A 24,278-nucleotide genomic window follows, 5' to 3' on the forward strand; every position below is an offset into this window, starting at 1 on the left:
CTCCGCGCCCTGTCGCTCCGAGCTCTTTCCCTCCGCGCCCCACCCCTCAGCGCCCCGTCCCCCCACGCCCTGTCCCCCCACGCCCTGTCCCTCCGCGCCCCTCACCGGGCCCCCCGCAGGCGGGTCGCGAAAGCCAGGAGCGCGGCGTACTGGTCCGCGAGGGCCGCGGGGCCCGCGTCGGGGTCCTTGAAGTAGAAGCCGAGTTCGGGCAAGGGCCCGGTCAGGCCGGTCTCGTGGGCGCGGGCCACCAGGCGGGCCAGGTCCAGGACCAGGGGGGCGGCGAGGGCGGAGTCGCAGCCCTGCCAGATGGTCTGGAGGATCATCCGGGACCCGAGGAAGCCGTCGAAGGCGATGTGGTCCCAGGCGGTCTTCCACTCCCCCAGCGCCGGGACGTCGTCGATGTGGACCTCGCCCTCCGGGGCGTGGCCCAGGGTCTCGGCCAGGACGCGTTCCTTGCCGGCGTTCTTCGCGGCGGCGGCCGCCGGGTCGGCCAGCGCCGCGCCGTCGCCGCCGCCGAGCAGGTTGGTGCCGGACCAGGCCCGTACGGACAGGGCGCGCTGCACGAACATCGGGGCGAGGACCGAGCGCAGCAGCGTCTGGCCGGTCTTGCCGTCCCGGCCCGCGTGCGGGACGGCGCTCACGGCCACGGCGTCGGCGAGGGCCGGGGCGCGGAGCCCGGTGGAGGGGGTGAAGTTCACGTAGGGGCAGCCGGCCTGCAGTGCGGCGGCCGCGTAGAGGGAGCTGGGCGGAAGCCGTACGTCGTCGGGGTCCGGGACCGGCTCGGTGGAGGCGACGTTGACGACGACCGTGCGGGCCAGGCCCTGACGGACGGTGAAGTCCGCGAGGTCGGCCGCGAACGCGGCGATGAGCTCCTCGTCGGTGCGCGTGTCGCCGGCCACCGGGCCGCCGGGGCGGATCTCGCCGTCCGCCGCGGAGAGTTCCGCCCGCACGGCGGCCGCCAGGCCGTGCGGCAGGACGCCGGCCGCCGTCAGCTCCTCCGCCCGCTTGGGCAGCGGGCACTCCGCCGTGTCGTGTCCGCCGAAGACGAGGGAGGCCAGGGTGGGCAGCCCGCTGTCCCGGAAGGGTGGTGTTTCGGTCACCATGCCCGTCGGCGGGTGCAGCCCCGCGGCGACCGCCGCGCATCCGGCCACCGCGGTCGTGGCCACGGAGCCTCTGGCTCCGACGAACCAGACCCCGACACGTCGATCGGCACGTGGATCAGCAGCGGACATGGCCGGCCTCCTCCATGAGGTGCGTGGAAGGCGGCGGGCGGGGGGTACGGCGCCTCCCCGCCCGCCGCCGGCTTCAGGACAGTTCCTTGAGCCGGATGTCGCGGAAGGACATTCGGTCCCCGGCGCCGTGGTTCTGCAGGCCGATGTGGCCGTCCCCCAGGCTCCGTTCCGGGTCGGTGTTGGTGAAGTCGTTGATCTTCACGCCGTTGAGGAAGACCTGGAGGCGCTCGCCCCTGACCCGGATCTCGTAGGTGTTCCACTGGCCGGGCGGCCGCAGCACCCGGTCACGGGCCTTCAGGTCGGCCGACGTGAAGCCGTAGACGGCGCCGGTCGTACGGTCCGCGGCGTCCGTCGCGTCGATCTGGATCTCGTAGCCCTTGTGCACCGCCGACCAGGGGTCGTCGGAGGCCGGGAAGCCGACGAAGACGCCGGAGTTGTCGTCGCCCTCCGCCTTCCAGTCCAGTGTCAGCGAGTACGACGAGAACGACCTCGCCTGATACCACAGCAGCCCCAAGCCACCCTCGGTGCGCAGCTCTCCGTCCACGACCTTGAAGCTGCCCGGCCCGGCCTGCTTCCAGCCCTCCAGGGTGTGCCCGTTGAAGAGGTCCCGGTAGCCGGTACGGGGCGAGCAGTCGGCGCGGACCTGGCCGGTGGCGTAGCGCAGGCCGCCCAGCAGGTGCTGCCGGAAGGCCGGTTCGGCGTAGGACTCGGCGGTGTGGCCGCCTCCGGTGTAGAAGGCGCGGCCGCCTTCGTAACTCTGGCACCAGGCGATCGGGTGGTCGCCCTTCATGGTGCCGCCCTGGTAGGTGGTCTCGTCGAGGGTGGCGAGGACGCGGGCCTGGCCGCGCGGGTTGGTTCGGTAGTTGTACCACTCGTCGGTGCGCTCCCAGCCTGCCGCCGGGACGTCCTTCATGGCCGGGTGGTCGTGGTCCTCCACCCGCACCGTGGCGGGCTGGACGTGCGGGTGCGAGGCGAAGTACGCGCCGACGAGCCCGCCGTAGAACTCCCAGTCGTACTCGGTGTCCGCGGCCGCGTGGATGCCGACGTACCCGCCGCCCGTGGTGACGTAGTCCTCGAACGCCTTCTGCTGCTCGGCGTTGAGCACGTCACCCGTCGTCGAGAGGAAGACGACGGCGTCGTACCGTGCCAGGTTGCTCGTGGTGAACTGCCGCGCCTCCTCCGTCGCGTCGACGGTGAGGTTGCCGGCCGCGCCCAGCTCCTTGAGGGCGGCGATGCCGGCCGGGATGGAGTCGTGGCGGTATCCGGCGGTCTTGGAGAAGACCAGGACCCGTTTGGCTGTCCGGTCGACCGGGGTGCTGGACAGTTCGAAGTCGTCCACGTCGTACAGCGCTCCCGTCCCGCCCTTGAACACCAGGAACAGCTCGGTGGTCCGCTTCGGTACGGACCGCAGCGGTACGTCGACGTCCTGGAAGGTCTCCCAGCCACCGGTCACCGGCACCGGGGCCGAGCCGAGCAGCGTGCCGGCGGCCGAACCGGCCCGTACCTCCAGGAAGCCACCCGCGCCGCCGGAGGAGATCCGGGCGGTGAGCTTGGTGGAACCGGTCAGCAGATAGGGCTTGAAGGCGATCCAGTCGCCGTCGTCGATGTCGCCGACGGTCCGGCCGCCGTGCGCGGCGGCCTTGTCGTACGTCCGGATGCCCGACTGCGCCGAGAAGTGCTCGGCCTGCCGGTGGCGCGGCTGCAGCTGCGCCTGGTCGTGGCTGGTCAGCGCCGCCTGGCCGCCGCCCCCGCCGTCGGTGTACTCGGCGTCGAAGACGCCGAAGATGTTGGCGTTCGGGTCGTGTCCGCCGTCCGCCGACGTCTTGATGGTGCCCGAGCAGCCCTGGGCGGAGGTCACCGGGTGGCCGTGGCTGTCGTGGCCGAGGATGTACGTCACCTTGACCTTGGCGCAGTCGATCGTGCCGTCCTCGGGGTCGGTGACGGTCACCTTGAAGGGGATCTCGTCCCCGAAGGAGAAGAGCGCGCCGTCCTGCGGCAGGTCGAGCGTCACCTTGGGCGCGGTGTTGCCGACGACCACGTGGACGCTGGCGGAGCCGGTCCGTCCGGTCGGGTCGGTGGCGGTGACGGTCGCCGTGTAGGTGCCGTTCTTCCGGTACGTGTACGTCGGGTGGGCGGCCGTCGACGTGCCGGTGCCGTCGCCGAAGTCCCAGCGGTAGGTGAGGGCGTCGCCGTCGGCGTCGGCCGTGCCGGCCGAGGAGAAGGCGACCCGCAGCGGTGCCTTGCCGGAGGTCTTGTTCGCCGAGGCCTCGGCGACGGGCGAGCGGCCGCCGGTGGCGTTCTCGATCCGGTACAGGCCCGCGTTCTCGTCGCCGCCGAACCAGGCGGTGCCGTAGTCGAGGACGTACAGCGCCCCGTCCGGGCCGAAGGCCATGTCCATCACCTGGGTGCCGGTCCACGGCACCGGGTTGATGGACTGCACCGCCCCGTCCGCACCGTGCTCGATGCGCTTGATCCAGCGGCGGCCGAACTCACCGGCGAAGAAGTCCCCGTCGTACGCCTCCGGGAACTTCACCGGCGACGTGTTGGTGGGGTCGTAGCGGTAGACCGGTCCGCCCATCGGGGATTCGGAGCCGGAGCCGAACGCGGGGAGCGAGCCGCCGTCGTACGGGATCCACGCGGGCTCGGCGGGCGGCAGGTCGACGAGGCCGGTGTTGAGCGGCGAGTCGTTCCTGGGCGCGGCGCAGTCGAAGGGGGCGCCGGAGGTCTTGGTGGCGAAGTCGTAGTCGACGTACGGGTCGTTGTCGCCGGTGCAGAAGGGCCAGCCGAAGTTTCCGGGCTTGGTGACGCGGGCGAACTCGACCTGGCCGGCCGGGCCGCGCGCGGGGTCGGCGGTGCCCGCGTCGGGGCCGTAGTCGCCGACGTACAGCACGCCCGTCTTCCGGTCGACGCTGAAGCGGAAGGGGTTGCGGAAGCCCATGGCGTAGATCTCGGGCCGGGTCTTCGCCGTGCCGGGGGCGAAGAGGTTGCCGTCCGGAACGGTGTACGAGCCGTCGTCGGCGACCTTGATGCGGAGGATCTTGCCGCGCAGGTCGTTGGTGTTGCCGGAGGTGCGGCGGGCGTCGTAGGCGGGGTTGCGGCCGGGGCGGTCGTCGATGGGGGTGTAGCCGTCAGAGGCGAAGGGGTTGGAGTCGTCGCCGGTCGACAGGTACAGGTTGCCCTGCGCGTCGAAGTCGATGTCGCCGCCGACGTGGCAGCAGATGCCCCGGGTGGCCGGGATGTCGATGACCTTCCTCTCGCTGGCGTTGTCGAGCGTGCCATCGGCGTTGAGGGTGAAGCGCGAGAGGCGGTTGACGCCTTCGTACGTCGCGAAGTCGGCCGCCGTGCCGTCGTTGGGGGCGTCCCCGGCCGGGGTGTCGAGCGGGGGCGCGTAGTACAGGAAGATCGCGCGGTTCCGCTCGAAGCCGGGGTCGAGGGCGATGCCCTGGAGGCCCTCCTCGTCGTGCGAGTAGACCGGTACCGTGCCGATGACCTTGGTGTTGCCTGCGGCGTCGGTACGCCGGAGTTCGCCGCTGCGCGAGGTGTGCAGCACGCTGCGGTCGGGCAGCACGGCCAGCGACATCGGTTCGCCGACCTCTTCGCCGCCCTTGGCGAGGGTGACCTGCTGGAACTGCTCCTCGGCGGACACCTCGCCGGCGCTCTCCCCGGCAGGGGGCGAGGCGCCGAGCGCGAACGACGTCAGGGCGAGCAGGCCGCCGGTGAGGAGAGCGAGGGCCTTGCGCCCTCCGAGCTGCTTTCTGTGCACGAATGTCCTCCGGAAAGGGCCGGTGGTACGTGTCGTGGGGCCGGGAGCGTCCGGGGACCGGCGTGCGCCGTCACGCTGGTCGTGTCCTGCGGGTGTCGGGTCCTGTGGTGTCCCGCGACACCTCAGGGACCGTAGCGGGGTTGTTCCGGCACCGAAAGCCCTTGCGCGCGACTTCGGTTGGACTTTCTCCCGGGGAAGGACATAGCCGGTTACGGGCAGGGCGGACCGGCCCGGCGGGCTGTCCGCCGCCGGGCTCCGGCCTGCCGTTACGGGTTACTCACCGCCTCCGAAGGCGGCGTCGAAGGAGGCGGTCGGCGGCTCGAAGTCGTACCGCTTCAGCGTGGCGAGCGCTTCCGGAGCACCCTGCAGCCGGTCCATGCCGGCGTCCTCCCACTCGACCGACACCGGCCCGTCGTAGCCGATGGAGCGCAGCATCCGGAACACGTCCTCCCACGGCACGTCCCCGTGCCCGGCCGACACGAAGTCCCAGCCGCGCCGCGGGTCCCCCCACGGCAGGTGCGAGCCGAGGCGGCCGTTGCGGCCGTCCAGCCGCCGCCGCGCCTCCTTGCAGTCCACGTGGTAGATCCGGTCCCGGAAGTCGTAGAGGAAGCCGACGGGGTCGATGTCCTGCCAGACGAAGTGGCTGGGGTCGAAGTTCAGTCCGAAGGCCGGGCGCCGGTCCACCGCCTCCAGGGCGCGGTGCGTGGTCCAGTAGTCGTACGCGATCTCGCTCGGGTGGACCTCGTGGGCGAAGCGCACGCCCTCCGCGTCGAAGACGTCCAGGATCGGGTTCCAGCGCGCGGCGAAGTCCTCGTACCCGCGCTCGATCATCCGCTCCGGGACCGGCGGGAACATCGCCACCAGGTGCCAGATCGACGAGCCGGTGAAGCCGATGACGGTCCGTACGCCGAAGGCGGCCGCCGCCCGCGCGGTGTCGGCGATCTCGCGCGCCGCCCGCCGGCGTACGCCCTCGGGGTCGCCGTCGCCCCAGATCCTGGGCGGCACGATGGCCTGGTGGCGCTCGTCGATGGGGTGGTCGCAGACCGCCTGGCCCACCAGGTGGTTGGAGATCGCCCAGCACGTGAGCCCGTACTTGTCGAGCAGGGCCCGCCGCCCGGCCAGGTAGGAGGGGTCGGCGAGGGCCTTGTCGACCTCGAAGTGGTCGCCCCAGCAAGCGAGTTCCAGGCCGTCGTAGCCGAAGTCGCGGGCGAGCCGGCAGACCTCCTCCAGCGGCAGGTCGGCCCACTGGCCGGTGAAGAGGGTGAAGGGACGGGGCACAGCGGACCTCCTACAGCGGTACGGGGGTGTAGACGGCGTTCTTCTCCGCGCTCTCCTCCACGGCCGCCAGCACCCGCTGCACCTGCAGCCCGTCGGCGAAGGACGGGACCGGGCCGGTGCCCGCGGCGATGGCGTGCACCAGGTCGCGCGCCTGGTGCGTGAAGGTGTGCTCGTAGCCGAGGGCGTGGCCCGGCGGCCACCACGCCTCCAGGTACGGGTGGTCCCGCTCGGTGACGAGGATCCGGCGGAATCCGGCCGACTCGGCGGGATCGGCCCCGTCGTAGAAGGAGAGTTCGTTCAGCCGCTCCAGGTCGAAGGCGAGCGAGCCGCGCTCGCCGTTGAGCTCCAGGCGCAGGGCGTTCTTGCGGCCCGCCGCCATCCGGGTCGCCTCGAAGGTGGCCAGCCCCCCGGAGGCCAGGCGCCCGGTGAACACGGCCGCGTCGTCCACCGTGACCGCCCCGCGCCCGGTGCCCCCCGACGCCGAGAGCCCGGCCGACGCCCCGGCGAGCAGGGGCCGCTCCCGTACGAAGGTCTCCGTGAGCGCCGAGACCCCCACCAGCCTCTCCCCCGCCAGGTACTGCGCCAGGTCCACGATGTGGGCGCCCAGGTCGCCGAGTGCGCCCGATCCGGCGTGCTCGCGCCGCAGCCGCCAGGTGAGCGGGAAGTCCGGGTCGACGAGCCAGTCCTGGAGGTACGTCACCCGGATGTGCCGCAGGGCGCCGAGGCGGCCCTCCGCGACGAGCCGCCGCGCGTACGCCAGGGCGGGCACGCGCCGGTAGTTGAAGCCGACCATCGCCACCTGGCCGCGCCCGCGCGCCCGCTCGGCGGCCGCGGCCATGGCCTCGGCCTCGGTGACCGAGTTGGCGAGGGGTTTCTCGCACAGCACGTGCTTGCCCGCCTCCAGCGCGGCGATGGCGATCTCGGCGTGGCTGTCGCCGGGGGTGCAGACGTCCACCACCTGTACGTCGTCGCGCGCGACGAGGTCCCGCCAGTCGGTCTCGGCGGCGGCCCAGCCGTGTCTGTCCGCGGCCGCCCGCACGGCCGCGGCGTCGCGCCCGCAGACCGCGGCGAGGACCGGTCGCAGCGGCAGGTCGAAGACCCGGCCCACGGTGCGCCAGCCCTGGGAGTGGGCGGCGCCCATGAACGCGTACCCGACCATGCCGATGCCGATGGTCCGTTTCCGCTGTGCCTCCGGCGGTGCCTCCTGCTGTGCCATACGGGGTTCCTCCTCGTCGTGTGCGCGGTGGGGGCGGGCGGACCAGGGGTCAGCTGAAGCCCGTGGGCAGGTACTCGTCGACGTTCTCCTTGGTCACCACCGCCGAGTACAGGGTGATCGAGGCGGGGATCTCCAGCTCGGACATGCCGCCGATGCCCTTCTTCTGGCCCAGTGCGCGGGCCAGGTCGATGGCGGACGCGGCCATGGTCGGCGGGTACAGGACGGTCGCCTTGAGCACGCTGTTCCCCGCCTTGATGGCGTCCATCGCCGACTTGGCCCCGGCCCCGCCGACCATCAGGAAGTCGTCGCGGCCCGCCTGCTGTATGGCGCGCAGCGCGCCCACACCCTGGTCGTCGTCGTGGTTCCACAGCGCGTCGAACTTCTGCTGGGCCTGGAGCAGCTGGGCCATCTTGGCCTGGCCGGACTCGACGGTGAACTCGGCGGCCTGCCGCGCCACCTTCCGGATGTTGGGGTAGTTCTTCAGGGCGTCGTCGAAGCCCTGGGTGCGCTGCTTGGTGAGCTCCAGGTTGTCGAGCCCGGCGAGCTCGACGACCGTGGCGTCCGGCTTGTCCTTGAGCTGTTCGCCGATGTACCGGCCGGCGTTGAGGCCCATGCCGTAGTTGTCGCCGCCGATCCAGCAGCGGTACGCCTGCGGGGACGCGAAGATCCGGTCGAGGTTGATCACGGGGATGCCGGCCTTCATGGCCTGGAGGCCCACCTGGGTGAGGGCCTTGCCGTCGGCCGGCAGGATCACCAGCACGTCGACCTTCTTGTTGATCAGGGTCTGGATCTGTCCGATCTGGGTGGCGGTGTCGTTCGACCCTTCGGTGATCTCCAGCGTCACCTCGGAGTACTTCTTCGCCCGCTCCTTGGCGTTGACGTTGATGGCGTTGAGCCAGCCGTGGTCCGCCTGCGGCCCGGCGAAGCCGATGGTGACGGGCTCGCCCGGCTTGTCGTCGGCGGCGGGGGCGTTGTTGGTGGCGGGCGTGGAGTTCTTGGGTTCGTTGCTGGTGCAGGCGGTGAGGAGGGCGCCGGCGGAGACGGCGGCGGTGCCGAACAGCAGCCCTCTGCGGCTGGTTTGTGGCATGGCGGTGGGACCCTTCCGGTAGGGCGGTGTCACACGGGGCGGAGGACGGGGCAAGGGGGGGTGGCGGGGCGTCAGGCCTCGCCGGGGCCGCGCGCGGTGCGGCGCTGGACCAGGACGGCGGCGACGATGATCGCGCCCTTGGCGATCTGCTGGACGTCGCTCTGGAGGTTGTTCAGGGCGAAGATGTTGGTGATCGTGGTGAAGACGAGGACGCCGAGCACGGAGCCGACGATCGTGCCGCGCCCGCCGCTCAGCAGCGTGCCGCCGATGATCGCGGCGGCGATGGCGTCGAGTTCGTACAGGTTGCCGTTGGTGTTCTGGCCGGAGCCGGAGAGGACGATCAGCAGGAAGGCCGCGATGCCGCAGCACAGCCCGGACAGCAGGTAGAGGTAGAGGCGCTGGCGGCGTACGTCGATGCCGGCGAGCCGGGCCGCCTCGGCGTTGCCGCCGACGGCGACCGTGCGCCGCCCGAAGGTGGTCCGGTTGAGCACCAGCCAGCCGATGACGGTGACGGCGGCGAAGACCAGCACCAGCGGCGGCACACCGAGGAGGTACGCGTCCGGGACGCCCAGGTCGAGGACCGACTGGACGGTGACGATCTGGGTCCTGCCGTCGGTGATCTGGAGCGCGAGGCCCCGGGCCGAGGCGAGCATGGCGAGGGTGGCGATGAAGGGCACCATCCCGCCGTACGCGATGAGCAGGCCGTTCACCAGGCCGCAGCCGAGCCCCACGACCACCGCGGTGAAGAGGATGCCGGCGAAGCCGTACTCCTGGGTGGCGACGGTGGTGGCCCAGACGGAGGCGAGGGCGACGATCGCGCCGACCGACAGGTCGATGCCGCCGCTGGTGATGACGAAGGTCATGCCGACGGTGACGACGCCGATGACGGACGCCTGGGTCAGGACCAGCTGGAGGTTGGAGCCGGCGAGGAACTGGTCCGGCCTGGTGATGCCACCGACCGCGACGAGGACGGCGAGGACGCCCAGCAGGGAGAGGTTGCGGACGTCGGCCCGCAGGCCGAGGGACGGTCGGCCACCGGCTTTGCCGACGGGTGGTTCGGCGGTCGTGACGGGCGCGGACTGCGTCATGACGTCGGGCTCCCTTCCAGGACGAGGTCGAGTACGCGGTGCTCGTCGAGCTCCCGGGCCGGTGCGGTGTGGACGACGTGGCCTTCGCGGAGCACCAGCACCCGGTCGGCGAGGCCCAGCACTTCGGGGACCTCGCTGGAGACGAGGAGGACGGCGAGCCCGTCGTCGGCGAGGCGCCGGATGACGGCGTACAGCTCGGCGCGGGCGCCGACGTCGACCCCGCGCGTCGGCTCGTCGAGGAGCAGGATGCGGCAGCCGCGCAGCAGCCAGCGGGCGAGCACGGCTTTCTGCTGGTTGCCGCCGGAGAGGGTGCGGACCGGGGCGTCGGGGTTGTCGGGGCGCAGCGACAGCTCGCGGGTGGCGCGGCGGGCGGCCGCGCGTTCGGCGGTGCGGTCGAGCCAGCCGGCGCGGGCGAAGCGGGGCAGGGAGGAGACGGAGACGTTCCGGGTGACCGACTCCAGCATGAGCAGGCCCTGAGCCTTGCGCTCCTCGGGCGCGAGGCCGAGCCCGGCCCGGACGGCGGCGCGGACGCTGCCGGGGCGCAGCGGCCTGCCGTCGACGAGGACGCGCCCGGCGGTCGGGCGGCGGGCGCCGTAGACGGTCTCCAGGATCTCGGAGCGCCCGGAGCCGACCAGTCCGGCGAGGCCGACGATCTCCCCGGGGCGCAGTTCGAGGTCGACCGGCGCGAACTCGCCCGTACGGGCCAGCCCTTCGACCTTCAGGACGGGCAGCCCGGTGAGGGCGCGGGCTGCGGGGGGCCGCTCGGGGAAGACGTACGCGACGTCGCGGCCGGTCATCATGGCGACGATGTCCCGGGTCGGGGTGTCCTCGGCGGGCAGTCCCCCGGCCACGGCACGCCCGTCCTTGAGGACGGTCACCCGGTCGCCGATGCGCCGGATCTCCTCCAGGCGGTGGGAGATGTAGACGACGGCGACGCCGTCGGCGGTGAGGTCGGCGACGATCCGGAAGAGGTTGGCGGTCTCGTCGGGGTCGAGGGCGGCCGACGGCTCGTCCATCACGATGAGCCGTACGTCGTGGGAGAGGGCGCGGGCCATGGAGACGATCTGCCGCTGGGCGGCGGAGAGTTCGCCGACCGGGCGGGCCGGGTCGATCTCGGGGTGGCCGAGGCGGCGCAGCAGGGCGGCGGTGTCGGCGCGGGCGCTCCTGCCCCGGACGACGCATCCGGCGATGGTCGGCTCGTGGCCGAGGAAGACGTTCTCGGCGACCGACAGGCCCTCGACCAGGTCGAGTTCCTGGTAGATGGTGGCGATGCCGAGGCGCATGGCGGCGATAGGCGACCTGAGGGTGACGGGGGTGCCGCGCCAGGTGATCTCGCCGCCGTCGGGCTGGTGAGCGCCGGCGAGCACCTTGATGAGGGTGGACTTGCCGGCACCGTTCTGGCCGAGCAGGCAGTGGACCTCGCCGGCGCGGACCTCCAGGTCGACGCCGTCGAGGGCCCGGACGCCGGGGAACGCCTTGGTGATGCCGGACATGGTGAGGAGCGGTGGTTCTGGTGTTGCCATGACGAATCCCCTCGGCGGGCGGGTGCGGTGCCGGTGAGCGGACAGGGCGGGGTACCAGGTGCGCGTGGGTCCGTACGTACGAGGTGGTGCGCGTTCCGGCCGGTGGGGCGGTGGCTCAGGCCGGGGAGAACAGGTGGTCGCTGATGAGCCGGGCGGCGCCGATGACTCCGGCGGCCGCGCCGAGCTCGCCCAGCACGATGGGCAGGTTGCCGGTGGCCAGGGGCAGGGAGGTGCGGTAGACCTGGGTGCGGACGCTGGCGAGGAGGGTGTGGCCGAGGCCGGTCACCCCGCCGCCGATCACCACCAGGCCCGGGTTGAAGAAGGAGACGAGCCCGGCGATGACCTGGCCCACGCGGTTGCCGCCCTCCCGGATGAGGGCGAGTGAGGTGGCGTCCCCGGCGGCCGCGGCCGCGGCGACGTCCACGGCGGTGAGCCGTCCCGCCGCCTCCAGGCGCCGGGCGAGCTCCTCGGACTGGCCGGCGCGCGCCGCGTCCTCGGCGTCGCGGGCCAGGGCCGCGCCGCTGAAGTGGGCCTCCAGGCAGCCCCGGTTGCCGCAGGCGCAGGCGCGGCCGTCCGGGACGACCTGGATGTGGCCGATGTCGCCGGCGCTGCCGGTCGTACCGCGGTAGACCTGGCCGCCGACGACGATGCCGCAGCCGATGCCGGTGCCGATCTTGACGCAGAGGAAGTCGCCCACGGAGCGCGCGACGCCCGCGTGCTGCTCCCCCATCGCCATCAGGTTCACGTCGTTGTCGACCATGACCGGGCAGCCGAGTTCCTGGCTGAGCGCCTCGCGGACCGGGAAGCCGTCCCAGCCGGGCATGATCGGCGGCGCGACCGGTACGCCCTCGGGGAAGCGGACCGGTCCGGGCACGCCGATCCCGGCGCCGTCGAAACCCTCGGCGAGGCCGGACGCCCGGAGCTTGGCCGCCATGGCGAGCACCTGCTCGAAGACGGCGACCGGGCCCTCGCGCACGTCCATGGGGTGGTTCAGGTGGCCGAGGACCTCCAGCTCGGCGTTGGTGACGGCCACGTCGACCGAGGTCGCGCCGATGTCGACGCCGAGGAAGCGCAGTTGGGGCGCGAGGCGGATATTGTGCGAGCGCCGTCCGCCGCGCGAGGCGGCGAGGCCGTCGGCGACCACGAGGCCGGTCTCCAGGAGCCGGTCCACCTCGACGGCGAGCTTCGAGCGCGACAGGTCCACCTGGTCGCCCAGCTGGGCGCGGGAGTTGGGGCCGCCGTCACGCAACAGCCGCAGCAGCCGCGCCTGGTGCGCGTTGGCGGGTCGAGCCGTCATCCGTCTCACGCGCCCCTCCCCGCCGTGTGGCCGGCCTCCGTCGGCTTTCGGTGGGGAACGTAGCAGCGCTTTGCCGCAGGGGGAAGAAGTTGCGCGGCAATCCGCGCGAACTTTCTCCACACCGAGGACAAAGCCGCCGCGCAGCCCGGGTCCGGGCCCGCTCAGGGGATCCGGACGACCTGGCCCGCGTACGAGAGGTTCCCGCCGAAGCCGAAGAGCAGCGCGGGCGCCCCGGAGGGCAGGTCGCCGCGCTCGACGAGCTTGGCGAAGGCCATCGGGATGGAGGCGGCCGAGGTGTTGCCGGACTCGGTCACATCGCGGGCGATCACGGCGTTGACCGCGCCGATCTTCCGGGCGACCGGTTCGATGATGCGCAGGTTCGCCTGGTGGAGCACGACCGCGGCGAGCTCCTCGGGCGCGACACCCGCCCGCTCGCACACCCGGCGGGCGATCGGCGGCAGCTGGGTGGTGGCCCACCGGTAGACCGTCTGCCCCTCCTGGGCGAAGCGCGGCGGGGTGCCCTCGATCCGGACGGCGTGACCCATCTCGGGGACCGAGCCCCACAGGACGGGGCCGATTCCGGCGTCCGGCGCCGCCTCGACGACGGCCGCGCCCGCTCCGTCGCCCACCAGGACGCAGGTGGTGCGGTCGGTCCAGTCGGTGACCTCGGTCATCTTGTCGGCGCCGATGACGAGCGCGCGGGTCGCCGAGCCCGCCCGTATGGCGTGGTCGGCGGTGGCGAGGGCGTGGGTGAAGCCCGCGCACACCACATTGAGGTCCATGGTGGCGGGCGAGCCCATACCGAGCCGGGCGGCGACCCGGGCGGCGGTGTTCGGGGAGCGGTCGATCGCCGTGGAGGTGGCGACGAGGACCAGGTCGACGTCGGCGGGGGTGAGCCCGGCGGAGGCGAGCGCCTTGGCGCCGGCGTGCGCGGCCATCTCGTCGACCGGCTCCTCGGGGCCGGCGACGTGCCGGGTGCGGATGCCGACCCGGCTGGTGATCCACTCGTCGCTGGTGTCGACCAGCGCGGTCAGGTCGTGGTTCGTCAGTACCTTGGCGGGCTGGTAGTGCCCGAGCGCGGCGATACGAGTGCCCGTCATGCCCGGGACCCCCTTGGTTGTGCGATGCGTGGCCCCCAGTCTCGCCAGCGACTCGTGAGTAACCGGGCAGCCTTTCCGACAGGAATTACGGCCGCACCTTGGAGATTCCGCAACATCGTTCGGCCAGGGCGGCCGGGGCCGCCGGCCCGGGAGGCCCGCGGGTGCAGGAGAATGAGATCGTCGAGGCCGCGCCAGAACCGAGGCCACCAGAACCACGGACAGAACCGGGGCTGATCAGCAATGGGACGAGTCACCGAGCGCCGCCGCGTCATCCGCATCCGCGACGGGGCCGTCTCGACGCGTCCGGACACCCTGGTCGCCGAGGAGCCGCTGGAGATCCGGCTGAACGGCAAGCCCCTCGCCATCACCATGCGTACGCCGGGTGACGACTTCGCGCTCGCAGCCGGTTTCCTGGTCAGCGAGGGGGTGCTCGGCTCGGCGGCGGACGTGCGCGCCATCGTGTACTGCGCCGGAGCCCAGGACGACGGGACGAACACGTACAACGTGGTGGACGTGCAGCTCGCGCCGGGGGTCCAGGTGCCGGACATCACGCTGGAGCGGAACGTCTACACGACGTCGTCGTGCGGGCTGTGCGGCAAGGCGAGCCTCGACGCCGTCCGCACCACGGCCCGCTTCCCGATCTCCGACACTCCCCCGCTGCGGATCGAGCCCGCGCTGCTGGCGGAGCTGCCCGACCGGCTGCGGGCGGCGCAGCGGGTCTTCGACCGGACGGGCGGGCTGCACGCGGCCGCCCTCTTCTCGGAGACCGGTGAGCTGCTCGACGTACGGGAGGACGTGGGGCGCCACAACGCCGTGGACAAGCTCGTCGGCCGCGCGCTGCGCGAGGACCGGCTGCCGCTGGACCGGGCGGTCCTGCTGGTGTCGGGCCGGGCGTCGTTCGAGCTGGCACAGAAGGCGGTGATGGCCGGGATCCCGGTGCTGGCCGCGGTGTCGGCGCCGTCGTCGCTCGCCGTGGACCTGGCCGCCGAGACGGGCCTGACGCTGGTCGGCTTCCTGCGCGGCCCGAACATGAACGTGTACGCGGGCGAGGAGCGCATCGCCCTCACGACGGAGGCCTCCCGGGGCTGACGGCCGGGACTGACGGCCGGCGCCGGCCCCTAGTTCCGGGGCGGGTCGATCATCTGGAGCGCGAGTGTCTCCGGGGGCGCGGCGAGGCCGGGGCCGCCCGCCGCGACCCAGGCCAGGATGTCGTCCAGGCAGTCGTCGTCCAGCGCCCAGCCCACCCACGCGGCGCGGGCGCCGCGCCGCCGGCCCTCGGTCGAGGGCTGGACGACCACGACGTTGGCCTGGCCGCAGGGACCAAGGCAGTCGCTGGTGCGGACGGCGAGGCGCCCGCCGGACGCGGCCGCGGCCTCGCGCAGCCGCCGCAGCTGGCCCGCGTGGTCGGTGCCGGGGTTCTTGCGGGCGTCACCGCAGCAGCAGCCCCGGCAGACGACGAGGGAACAGGGGCGGGAGGCGCCGGGGCGTATCCAGGTGCGGCCGGAGTGGGGTGCGGGCATGGCCCTCACGGTAGCGGCCTTCGTGATCATCATGCCGCGGCGGGGTGCGCGTGGGCACGCCCGCGGTCGCCGCCCTGGCCCCGGGCGGCCGGCTCGTCGCGTACGCCTCCGGCAGATCGAGGCCCGCGCGAACCGGGGCAAGGTGGTCCTGGTGCCGTGACCGTGGCCCGCGACCCGCGCAGCCCGTGGCCCGCGACCCGCGACCCGCGACCCGCGACCCGCGACCGTACGCGGTCAGCGGCGCGCGGTCTCCGGGGCGGACGGGTGGCGCGCCGGGTCGGGCTGCGCGCCCGGCTCCGGCGCCGGGTCCCCGTGGTCCGCGTACCGCTTGGCGATCGCGGCGCAGACCATCAGCTGCATCTGGTGGAAGAGCATCAGCGGCAGCACCGCCAGCGAGGCGTGCGCGCCGAAGAGCACGCTCGCCATCGGAAGCCCGGCCGCCAGGCTCTTCTTCGAGCCGGCGAACTGGATCGCGATGCGGTCCGCCCTGGCGAAGCCGAGCCGGCCCGCCCCGTACCACGTCAGCGTCAGCATCACGGCGAGGAGCACCGCCTCCACGCCCAGCAGCGCCGCCAGGCGCGGCGGGGTGACCTGGTGCCAGACGCCCTGGACCATGCCCTGGCTGAAGGCCGTGTAGACGACGAGCAGGATCGAGCCCCGGTCGACGTACCCGAGCACCTTCTTGTGGCGGGTCAGGAACCCGGCCACCCAGCGCCGCAGCACCTGCCCCGCCAGGAACGGCACCAGCAGCTGCGCGACGATCCGCAGCAGCGAGTCCGCCGAGAAGCCGCCGCCGCTCGCTCCCAGGAGCACCGCCACCAGCACCGGCGTGAGGACCATCCCGGCGAGCGACGAGAAGGACCCGGCGCAGATCGCGGCGGGCACGTTGCCGCGCGCGATCGAGGTGAACGCGATCGACGACTGGATCGTCGACGGCACCAGGCACAGGAAGAGCAGGCCGCCGTACAGCTCGGGCGTCAGCACGGCGGGCACCAGGCCCCGCGCGGCCAGCCCCAGCAGCGGGAAGACCGCGAACGTCGCCGCCAGCACGGTCGCGTGCAGCCGCCAGTGCCGCAGTCCGTCCAGGGCCTCGCGGGTCGACAGCCGCGCCCCGTAGAGGAAGAACAGCAGGGCCACCGCCCCGGTCGACGCCCCGCCGACGACGTCGGCGGCACCGCCCGAGGCGGGCAGCAGGACCGCCAGGACCACGGTGCCGAGCAGCGCCAGGACGTACGGGTCGATCAGCGGCCTGAGGATGGCGATGGCTCGGCGGCCCACGTACTTCCGGCCCGTGTACTTCCCGTTCATGTACTCCCGTGCTCTCCGATCAGGTCGCGCCCCGCCATCGTCCCCCCGGGCCGGGCGATCGGGAAACCCGCACACCACGCTGACTGTCATCACGTTGCGCGATGAGCGGCGGTAGGCTGGCCGTGTGTACGACCCGGCCCAGCTGCGTACCTTCCTCGCCGTCACGCAGACGCTCAGCTTCACCCAGGCCGCCCGCCGGCTGGGCCTGCGCCAGTCGACGGTCAGCCAGCACGTGCGGCGCCTGGAGGAGGCGACCGGGCGCCGGCTCTTCACCCGGGACACGCACAGCGTGGAACTCACCGAGGACGGCGAGGCCATGCTCGGCTTCGCCCGGACGATCCTGGCGGCGCACGAGCGGGCGTCGGCGTATTTCACCGGCACACGGCTGCGCGGGCGCCTGCGCTTCGGGGTCTCGGAGGACTTCGTGCTGACGCGGCTGCCGGAGGTCCTGGAGGCGTTCCGCCGCGACCACCCCGAGGTGGACCTGGAGCTCACGGTCGGGCTCTCCGGCACGCTGCACGAGAAGCTGGCGGCGGGCCGCCTCGACCTGGTCCTGGCCAAGCGGCGCGGCGGCGACACCCACGGCCGGCTGGTCTGGCACTCCACGCTGACGTGGATCGGTGCGCCCCGGTACCGGCTGGACCCCGGGCGCCCGGTTCCGCTGATCGTCTTCCCGCCGCCGGGCATCACGCGGGCCCGCGCCCTGGAGGCCCTGGAGGCGCACGGCCGCCCCTGGCGTGTCGTCTGTACGAGTACGAGCCTGAGCGGCCTGATCGCCGCGGCCCGCGCGGGGCTGGGCGTGATGGCCCACACCCGTGGCCTGATCCCGCCGGGTCTGGCCCCTCTTCCGTCGTGGGGGGGGCTGCCGGACCTCGGCGACGTGGACTTCGTCCTGCTCACCGGCCATCCGCGGGGCCCGGCCAAGGAGGCGGCGGACGCCCTCGCCTCGGCGATCCTGGCGGGCGGGGACCGGCTGCACGGGCAGAGCGCGGCGTAGTCGGCGGCGGCCGGTTCGGCACCGGCGTACGCGCCCCGGCGTGAGCGGCTCGTACAGATTCCGTGGAGATTCACGCACCGCGACCTGACTGTGGAGTCAGGTCGGGTCCGGGGCGCGTCTGACCTGTAGCGATGCCGGGGTTCCGGTACGCAGAAGCCCTCCCGTCGCACCGGTCCGTGGGGTACCGTCACCCTCCGCTGTGCGGAGCGCCACAAGGAGCAGCCATTGCGCGAGTTCACTGTCCCCCCCATGGTGACGGCTCCCCTGGTCGGCGGGCTCGCCGACGCCGTGTTCGACCACGCCCTGGACGATCCGCACCGCGTCGCGCTCGGCCGCAAGGGCGCCGACGGGCGCTGGGGCGACGTCACCTCGCTGGAGTTCCGCGACGAGGTGCTGGCGCTGGCCAAGGGGCTGATCGCGCACGGCGTACGGTTCGGCGACCGGGTCGCGATCATGTCCCGCACGCGCTACGAGTGGACGCTCTTCGACTTCGCGCTGTGGACGCTCGGCGCGCAGTCCGTGCCGGTCTATCCGACTGCCTCCGCCGAGCAGGTGCACTGGATGCTGCACGACGCCGGGGTGACGGCGTGTGTGGTCGAGCACGAGGACCACGCCATGACCGTGGGTTCGGTGGTCGACCGGCTCCCCCGGCTGCAGCGGCTGTGGCAGCTGGACGCGGGCGCGGTGGCCGAGCTGGTGGCGGCGGGCGCCGGCATCGACGAGGAGGTGGTGCAGCGCCACCGGCGGGCGGTGACGCCCGAGTCGATCGCGACGGTCATCTACACCTCCGGGACGACGGGCCGCCCCAAGGGCTGCGTGCTCACCCACGCCAATTTCATGTTCGAGACCGACACGCTGGTCGACCGGTGGGAGAAGGTGTTCCGCTCCCGGCCGGGCGACGAGGCCTCGACGCTGCTGTTCCTGCCGCTGGCGCACGTCTTCGGGCGGATGGTGGAGGTGGCGGCGGTCCGCAGACGCGTCAAGCTCGGCCACCAGCCGGTGCTGACGGCGAGCGCGCTGCTGCCGGACCTGGCGGCGTTCCGCCCGACGTTCGTCCTGGCCGTGCCGTACGTCTTCGAGAAGGTGTTCCACGCGGCGCGCCGGTCGGCCGAGGCGGCCGGGAAGGCGGCACCGTTCGACAGGGCCGTCGAGGTGGCGGTGCGCTACGCCGAGGCGCTGGAGCACAAGGCCTTCGGCCTGGGCCCCGGTCCGTCTGCGGCCCTGCGCGTACAGCACCAGTTCTTCGAGAAGCTCGTGTACGGCAAGGTCCGCGAGGCCCTCGGAGGCCGGATGCGGCACGCGATGTCGGGCGGCTCGGCCATGTCCCGGCGCCTCGGCCTGTTCTTCGAGGGCGCGGGCGTGACCGTGTACGAGGGGTACGGGCTGACCGAGACCACGTCGGCGGCCACCGCGAACCCTCCCGAGCGCGCCCGGTACGGCACCGTCGGGCAGCCCGTCCCCGGGACGACGGTGCACATCGCCGACGACGGCGAGATCTGGCTGCGCGGCCCGCACGTCTTCTCGGGGTACTTGGGCGACCCCGTCGCCACCGACGCCGTGCTGAAGGACGGCTGGCTGGCCACCGGCGACCTGGGCAGGCTCGACGAGGACGGGTATCTGACCATCACCGGGCGGAAGAAGGAGATCCTGGTGACCTCCGGCGGCAAGAGCGTCTCGCCGGCCGCCCTGGAGCAGCGGGTGGGCGCCCATCCGCTGGTCGCGCAGTGCGTCGTGGTCGGCAACGACCGCCCCTACATCGCGGCGCTGGTCACCCTCGACCGGGAGGCGGTGGAGCACTGGCTCGCCATGCAGAACCGGCCGCCCCTGCCCCCGGCGGAGCTCGTGCGCGACTCGTCGCTGGAGGCGGAGATCCGGCGGGCGGTGGTGGCCGCCAACACGGCGGTGTCGCAGGCCGAGTCGATCCGTACGTTCCGGATACTGGCGCACCCGTTCACCGAGGAGCACGGACTGCTGACGCCGTCGCTGAAGCTGAAGCGCCGGGCGATCGAGACGGCGTACGCGGGCGAGATCGACGCCCTGTACCCCTGAGGGGAGACGGCGGCGCGGGGAATAGGTGTGGGGCGGGTGATCGTTGCACTCGCACGTACCCGGAAAGACCACGACGTGAGGAACGACCACTCGTGAGCAAGGCCCCCTCCATCACGCTCAACAACGGCGTCGCCATGCCGCAGCTCGGCTTCGGCGTCTGGCAGGTCCCGGACGACGAGGCGGCGAAGGCGGTGGGCACGGCCCTCGACGCCGGTTACCGCTCCATCGACACGGCCGCGATCTACGAGAACGAGAAGGGCACCGGCCAGGCCATCGCCGCCTCGGACCTCCCCCGCGAGGAGCTCTTCGTCACGACGAAGCTCTGGAACAGCGAGCAGGGGTACGACGCCGCGCTGCGCGCCTTCGACGCCTCGCTGGGCAGGCTGGGCCTGGAGTACGTCGACCTGTATCTGATCCACTGGCCGCTGCCGTCGAAGGACCTGTACGTCGAGACGTACAAGGCGTTCGAGAAGATCCTCGCGGACGGCCGCGCCCGGGCCATCGGTGTCTCCAACTTCCTCCCGGAGCACCTGGAGCGCCTGATCGGTGAGACGTCGATCGTGCCGGCGGTCAACCAGATCGAGCTGCACCCGCGCCTGCAGCAGGCCGAGAGCCGCGCGTTCCACGCCCGGCACGGCATCGCGACCGAGGCGTGGTCGCCGCTGGGCCAGGGCAAGGGTCTGCTGGACTCCCCCGCGCTGGTGGCGATCGCCCGCAAGTACGACCGCACCCCGGCGCAGGTCGTGCTGCGCTGGCACCTCCAGGCCGGCAACGTGGTGATCCCCAAGTCCGTGACGCCGTCGCGGATCCGGGAGAACATCGACGTCTTCGACTTCACGCTCGACGCCGACGACCTGGCGGCCGTCGCGGCCCTCGACGAGGGGCGCCGACTGGGCCCGGACCCGGCGACGTACGGCGTCTGCTGAACCTGCCCTTCGGGGCGACGGCGGCGCGGTCGCGTGTGCGGCCGCGCCGTTCTCCGTCTTTCAGGTGGTGAGCAGGCGGTTGAAGAACGACCGGTACTGACGCAGCGCCTTGCGCAGTTCCTCGGTGTCCACCTCCTCGCCCCGGTTCCACTGGCCCTCCAGGTCCTTCTTGTGGTCGGCGAAGGTCGAGGCCAGCTGCTGCATGACGTCCGCGACGAGCGCGTCCGCCTTGTGCACGGCCTCGCGCGGGTCGTCGACGAACTGCGTCTGGACGTCCTGCCAGCGTTCGCGGAAGCTCTGCTCGTCGTCCGGGGCCAGCAGCCTCGGCGCATCCTCCTCCTCCGCCTCCGCGTGTGCCGAGGCGGCGGTCGTGCCGGTGGCTCCTTCGGTCTGCTCCGCCGGCGCCGGCTCCGGCGCGGTGCTTTCGCCGGGGAAGGCCGGAACCCCGGTCTCCTCCTCCGGGGGCTGTGGCTGCGGCTGTGCCAGGTCCTCGGTGGACAGACCACTCTCGGTGGGTTCCGGCAGGTCCTCGCGTTGCATCTCTCCTCCCTTCACCTCTGCCCGTGGTCGGACAGCAACTCGTCGAAGAGCGCGCGGTAGTGCACCATGGCTCCGCGCAGCTGCTCGGTCGTCGCCTGGTGCTTCATGCTGAGCTGGTTGACTTCGTGGGCGGCGCGGTAGTGCTCGATGGTGCGGCCGTGCTCGACGGAGAGGTCCCTGATCCGTTGGTTCAGGTTCTCGGTCGGGTAGCCGCGCTCGCGCATCAGGGACGCGACCAGGAGGTCCGCGTCCTGCACGGCGTCCTCCGGACGGTCCACGAACTCGCTCTGCACGCGCTGCCAGTCCCGGGAGTAGCGCTCCCGGGCGTCGCCCGTCAGCGGCCTGATGTCCAGCTCGTCGTGGCGTTTCTCGCGCTCACTCAGCTCCCGCTCGGCGGCGAGCCGGCTGCCGGTGTCCTCCACGGTGCGTTCGTACTCCGGACCGAAACGCTCGCGCAGGCGACGGCGGCGCAACACGACGAAGGCTGCTGCGGCAACGACGGCGAGCACCACGATGGGAATGATGATCGCCAGGAGGGTCCCTGTTGACATCGGACCGACCCCCTCGTTGATGGCCGGTATGCCTCTCCAGCGTAGCCCCGCACGCACCGGAGCAGTGAGATGAAACGATTGTCATTGGCCTTGCCTCGCTAAGGTAGGGCCCCATGACCGAAGCCGTCCCCGAGCGCGGGCAGCCGCGCGAGCCTGCGCGTGAGGACGCGCCTGCCCGCGCCCGTGGCGCCGCGCCGTCCGCGATACCGCCGTCCGTCCTCGTCGCGGGCGGCGTTTCGCTGCTTCTGATCGCGGTGCTCGCCCTCCCCGTGCTCTCCCACCCCGGGTTCCGGGCGTGGCAGACCATCTGCGTGGCGCTCACCGTGCAGGCGCTGCCCTTCCTGCTGTTCGGCACCGTGATCTCGGGCGCCGTCAACGCCTTCGTACCCGCGCGGGTCTTCAGCCGGGCCCTGCCGCGCAACCCCGCGCTCGCGGTGCCCGTCGCGGGCGCGGCGGGCGTGGTGCTGCCCGGCTGCGAGTGCGCGTCCGTACCGGTCGCCGGGAGCCTGATCCGGCGCGGGGTGACCCCGGCCGCGGCGTTCGCGTTCCTGCTGTCCGCGCCCGCCGTCAACCCGATCGTGCTGGTCTCGACCGCCGTCGCCTTCCCCGGGCAGCCGCAGATGGTCGCCGCCCGGCTGGTCGCGTCCCTGGTGACGGCGGCCGCCATGGGATGGCTGTGGCTCAAGTGGGGCAAGGCGGAGTGGCTGAAGATGCCCGCGCGCCACACCGGGCACCGGGCCGGGCACAGCCGCTGGGAGGAGTTCCGCCTCGGCTTCCAGCACGACTTCCTGCACGCGGGAGGTTTCCTGGTGGTCGGGGCGATGGCCGCGGCCACCTTCAACGTCCTGGTGCCGCGCTCCGTGCTGGAGCTGTTCGCCGGATCACCGTGGCTGTCGGTGCTGTTCCTCGCGGCGCTCGCCATCGTGCTCGCCGTCTGCTCGGAGGCCGACGCCTTCGTCGCCGCCTCCCTCACGGGCTTCTCCCCCACCGCGCGGCTCACCTTCATGGTGGTGGGCCCCATGGTCGACGTGAAGCTCATCGCCCTCCAGGCCGGGACCTTCGGCCGCGGCTTCGCCGTGCGCTTCTCGGCCGCGACCGCCGTGGTGGCCGTGGCGTGCGCCTGCCTGACGGGGTGGTGGCTGCTGTGAGACGCCACATCCAGGCGGCCCTGCTGCTCCTCGCCGGGTCGGCCGTGCTGCACATCGCGCTGCTCACCCAGCTCTACCTGCGGTACGTGAAGGAGGGCCTGCGGCCGTACCTGATCGCCTCCGGCATGCTGCTGCTGGTCCTGGGCGTGGTCGGCGCCGTACGGGACGGGCTGCCGTTCGCGGCCCGGCGTACGGACGAGGAACCGGCGGAGGAGGTCCAGCCCGGCCATGACCATGGGCACGACCACCGGGGCGGGCCGCGCGTCGCCTGGCTGCTGTTCCCGCCGGTCCTCGCGCTGCTGCTGTACGCCCCGCCCGCCCTCGGCTCGTACACCGCGTCGCGCGAGACGGGCAACGTGATCGCCCCCGTATCGGAGTTCAACCCGCTGCCGGACGCGGACCCGGCGCCGCTCGCCCTGTCCGGGTTCATCGCGCGCGTACAGCAGGACCGCGAGGGCAGCCTCGCCGGGCGCACGGTGATGATGACGGGGTTCGTGACCCCGGTGCCCGGCGCCAAGGACGGCTCGTGGTACCTCAGCCGGCTCATCGTGAGCTGCTGCGCCGCCGACTCGCAGTCCCTGCGCATCCGGATCCACGGCGTCCCGGCCCCGCCCGCCGACACCTGGGTGACGGTGACGGGGACCTGGCATCCGGGCGGCACGCTGGGGACGGCCACGGCGGCGGTGGCGCTGGACGCGACGAGCGTGCGGCGGACACCGGAGCCGATCAGTCCGTACCAGGACACGCCGCCCGTGCCGTGACCGTCCCGCGACCGTGCCGCGGACGGTCAGCCCCGGCGTGCGGTGTGCACCGTGCGCGCGGTGAGCAGGAAGACGTCCGGCCGCTGGTGCAGGCCCTGCGGCTCCGCCGGGTCCAGCAGACGGTCGAGGGCCGCGCGGTCCTCGGGGCCCAGCCGTTCGCCGAGGGTGTGGCGGTGACGGGTGAAGTGGGCGAGGACGTACTCGCGTACGGCGTCGGGGACGGGCGCCGGGACGTCGTGGAGGAACGAGCGCGTGCCGCTCGGTGTGAGACCCGCTCCGGCCAGCAGCGCCCGCCAGTCGTCGGGCTCCTCCTTGGCGCCCGGCAGCGCCGCCCGCATCTCGGCGAACCAGTCGGCGTGCGCGGCCTCCATCCGGGCCTCCAGGCCCGGGCGCCCGATCCCCGTGTGCTGCGGCAGGTGCCGGCCCGCCAGGCCGCCCTCGGCGACCGCGAGGAGGCCGCCGGGGCGGAGCAGGGCCGCCAGCCCGGCGACGGCTGCGCGCTGGTCGCCCAGGTGGTGCAGGGAGCCGGCCGCCCAGACGAGGTCGGCCGGGCCGAGGGCGGCGATGTCGTCGGGGAGCTGCGCGTGGAGCGTGGTGACGCGGTTCAGGCCGAGGCCGGCCGCCCGGTCGCGGGCGCGCTCCAGCAGCTCGGGCGTGGCGTCGACGGCGACGACCTCGGCGTACGGGAACGCCTCGGCGAGCAGGCACGACAGCACGCCGGGGCCGCTGCCGACGTCGAGGACGCGGCGTACACCGGTGGCCGGGGCGAGCTCGCCGAGCCAGGCCGCGGCCTGCCGGTACAGCGGGGTCTGGAGCTCGGCGCCGCGCTCCAGCAGCGGCAGCATCTCGTTCCAGTCGATCTCGGTGTCGTGGTGGTGAGGGCTCATGGGCACA

General features: G+C 73.0%; 20 protein-coding genes. 6 read left to right on the forward strand and 14 right to left on the reverse strand.

From position 1 onward, the window contains the following. Window positions 1-101: 101 nt before the first annotated feature. The 9 genes from ACZ42X_RS03510 to ACZ42X_RS03550 all read right to left on the reverse strand — a co-directional run bounded on the left by ACZ42X_RS03510 (window position 102) and on the right by ACZ42X_RS03550 (window position 13,584). Window positions 102-1,232: an inositol-3-phosphate synthase gene (locus ACZ42X_RS03510; protein WP_468283802.1), complete on the reverse strand. Its 1,131-nt coding sequence runs from the start codon at window positions 1,230-1,232 to the stop codon at window positions 102-104. Between the two features lie 73 nt (window positions 1,233-1,305). Then, window positions 1,306-4,995 carry a ThuA domain-containing protein gene (locus ACZ42X_RS03515; RefSeq protein WP_468283804.1) on the reverse strand — a complete coding sequence of 1,230 codons (3,690 nt, stop codon included), beginning with the start codon at window positions 4,993-4,995 and terminating at the stop codon, window positions 1,306-1,308. Window positions 4,996-5,268: 273 nt separating this feature from the next. Next, window positions 5,269-6,273, reverse strand: a complete 1,005-nt coding sequence (locus tag ACZ42X_RS03520) for a sugar phosphate isomerase/epimerase family protein (RefSeq protein WP_468283806.1) — start codon at window positions 6,271-6,273, stop codon at window positions 5,269-5,271. Between the two features lie 10 nt (window positions 6,274-6,283). Further along, the gene (locus tag ACZ42X_RS03525) at window positions 6,284-7,489 is read right to left on the reverse strand and encodes a Gfo/Idh/MocA family protein (RefSeq protein ID WP_468283808.1); all 1,206 of its coding nucleotides are present in this window, start codon (window positions 7,487-7,489) and stop codon (window positions 6,284-6,286) included. 49 nt (window positions 7,490-7,538) lie between these two features. Continuing rightward, on the reverse strand, window positions 7,539-8,576 hold the full coding sequence (locus ACZ42X_RS03530; protein WP_361415631.1) for a substrate-binding domain-containing protein: 1,038 nt from the start codon (window positions 8,574-8,576) through the stop codon (window positions 7,539-7,541). Between the two features lie 71 nt (window positions 8,577-8,647). Further along, complete coding sequence (locus ACZ42X_RS03535) at window positions 8,648-9,664, reverse strand: ABC transporter permease (protein WP_468283811.1); 1,017 nt, start codon at window positions 9,662-9,664, stop codon at window positions 8,648-8,650. Beyond that, the gene (locus ACZ42X_RS03540; RefSeq protein ID WP_468283813.1) at window positions 9,661-11,187 is read right to left on the reverse strand and encodes a sugar ABC transporter ATP-binding protein; all 1,527 of its coding nucleotides are present in this window, start codon (window positions 11,185-11,187) and stop codon (window positions 9,661-9,663) included. Before ACZ42X_RS03540 ends, ACZ42X_RS03535 begins: the two co-directional genes overlap by 4 nt. A 115-nt stretch (window positions 11,188-11,302) precedes the next feature. After that, complete coding sequence (locus ACZ42X_RS03545) at window positions 11,303-12,484, reverse strand: ROK family transcriptional regulator (RefSeq protein WP_468283815.1); 1,182 nt, start codon at window positions 12,482-12,484, stop codon at window positions 11,303-11,305. A gap of 161 nt (window positions 12,485-12,645) precedes the next feature. Continuing rightward, entirely contained in the window at window positions 12,646-13,584 is a 939-nt protein-coding gene (locus ACZ42X_RS03550) for a beta-ketoacyl-ACP synthase III (RefSeq protein WP_468283818.1), read from the reverse strand. Between the two features lie 240 nt (window positions 13,585-13,824). Between ACZ42X_RS03550 and fdhD the strand changes: the two genes are divergently transcribed. Then, window positions 13,825-14,673, forward strand: a complete 849-nt coding sequence (gene fdhD, locus ACZ42X_RS03555; protein ID WP_468283820.1) for a formate dehydrogenase accessory sulfurtransferase FdhD — start codon at window positions 13,825-13,827, stop codon at window positions 14,671-14,673. Between the two features lie 29 nt (window positions 14,674-14,702). Here fdhD and ACZ42X_RS03560 read toward each other — a convergent pair whose 3' ends face one another. Continuing rightward, window positions 14,703-15,104 (reverse strand): (2Fe-2S) ferredoxin domain-containing protein, encoded by a 402-nt coding sequence (locus ACZ42X_RS03560; RefSeq protein ID WP_361415643.1) that lies wholly within the window; start codon window positions 15,102-15,104, stop codon window positions 14,703-14,705. Window positions 15,105-15,338: 234 nt separating this feature from the next. Next, on the reverse strand, window positions 15,339-16,412 hold the full coding sequence (locus tag ACZ42X_RS03565) for a bile acid:sodium symporter family protein (RefSeq protein ID WP_468283823.1): 1,074 nt from the start codon (window positions 16,410-16,412) through the stop codon (window positions 15,339-15,341). Window positions 16,413-16,536: 124 nt separating this feature from the next. Here ACZ42X_RS03565 and ACZ42X_RS03570 point away from each other — a divergent pair, with 124 nt between their 5' ends. The 3 genes from ACZ42X_RS03570 to ACZ42X_RS03580 all read left to right on the forward strand — a co-directional run bounded on the left by ACZ42X_RS03570 (window position 16,537) and on the right by ACZ42X_RS03580 (window position 20,384). Next, on the forward strand, window positions 16,537-17,409 hold the full coding sequence (locus tag ACZ42X_RS03570; RefSeq protein WP_468283825.1) for a LysR substrate-binding domain-containing protein: 873 nt from the start codon (window positions 16,537-16,539) through the stop codon (window positions 17,407-17,409). A 249-nt stretch (window positions 17,410-17,658) separates the two neighbouring features. Continuing rightward, window positions 17,659-19,458: an AMP-dependent synthetase/ligase gene (locus ACZ42X_RS03575; protein WP_468283827.1), complete on the forward strand. Its 1,800-nt coding sequence runs from the start codon at window positions 17,659-17,661 to the stop codon at window positions 19,456-19,458. Between the two features lie 92 nt (window positions 19,459-19,550). Then, window positions 19,551-20,384: an aldo/keto reductase gene (locus ACZ42X_RS03580; protein WP_468283829.1), complete on the forward strand. Its 834-nt coding sequence runs from the start codon at window positions 19,551-19,553 to the stop codon at window positions 20,382-20,384. A gap of 60 nt (window positions 20,385-20,444) precedes the next feature. On the opposite strand, the gene ACZ42X_RS03585 is transcribed toward ACZ42X_RS03580, so the two are convergent. Together ACZ42X_RS03585 and ACZ42X_RS03590 are read right to left on the reverse strand one after the other, a co-directional pair. Beyond that, entirely contained in the window at window positions 20,445-20,924 is a 480-nt protein-coding gene (locus ACZ42X_RS03585; protein WP_468283831.1) for a hypothetical protein, read from the reverse strand. A gap of 11 nt (window positions 20,925-20,935) precedes the next feature. Further along, entirely contained in the window at window positions 20,936-21,475 is a 540-nt protein-coding gene (locus ACZ42X_RS03590; RefSeq protein ID WP_468283833.1) for a hypothetical protein, read from the reverse strand. 113 nt (window positions 21,476-21,588) lie between these two features. Between ACZ42X_RS03590 and ACZ42X_RS03595 the strand changes: the two genes are divergently transcribed. Further along, on the forward strand, window positions 21,589-22,623 hold the full coding sequence (locus ACZ42X_RS03595; protein WP_468283835.1) for a permease: 1,035 nt from the start codon (window positions 21,589-21,591) through the stop codon (window positions 22,621-22,623). Beyond that, window positions 22,620-23,384 (forward strand): TIGR03943 family putative permease subunit, encoded by a 765-nt coding sequence (locus ACZ42X_RS03600; protein WP_468283837.1) that lies wholly within the window; start codon window positions 22,620-22,622, stop codon window positions 23,382-23,384. Before ACZ42X_RS03595 ends, ACZ42X_RS03600 begins: the two co-directional genes overlap by 4 nt. Window positions 23,385-23,410: 26 nt before the next feature. Here the strand turns inward: ACZ42X_RS03600 and ACZ42X_RS03605 are convergent, their stop codons facing one another. Continuing rightward, window positions 23,411-24,271 (reverse strand): class I SAM-dependent methyltransferase, encoded by an 861-nt coding sequence (locus ACZ42X_RS03605; protein ID WP_468283839.1) that lies wholly within the window; start codon window positions 24,269-24,271, stop codon window positions 23,411-23,413. Window positions 24,272-24,278 lie beyond the last annotated feature (7 nt).

The organism is Streptomyces sp. NPDC030862, from assembly GCF_055571835.1.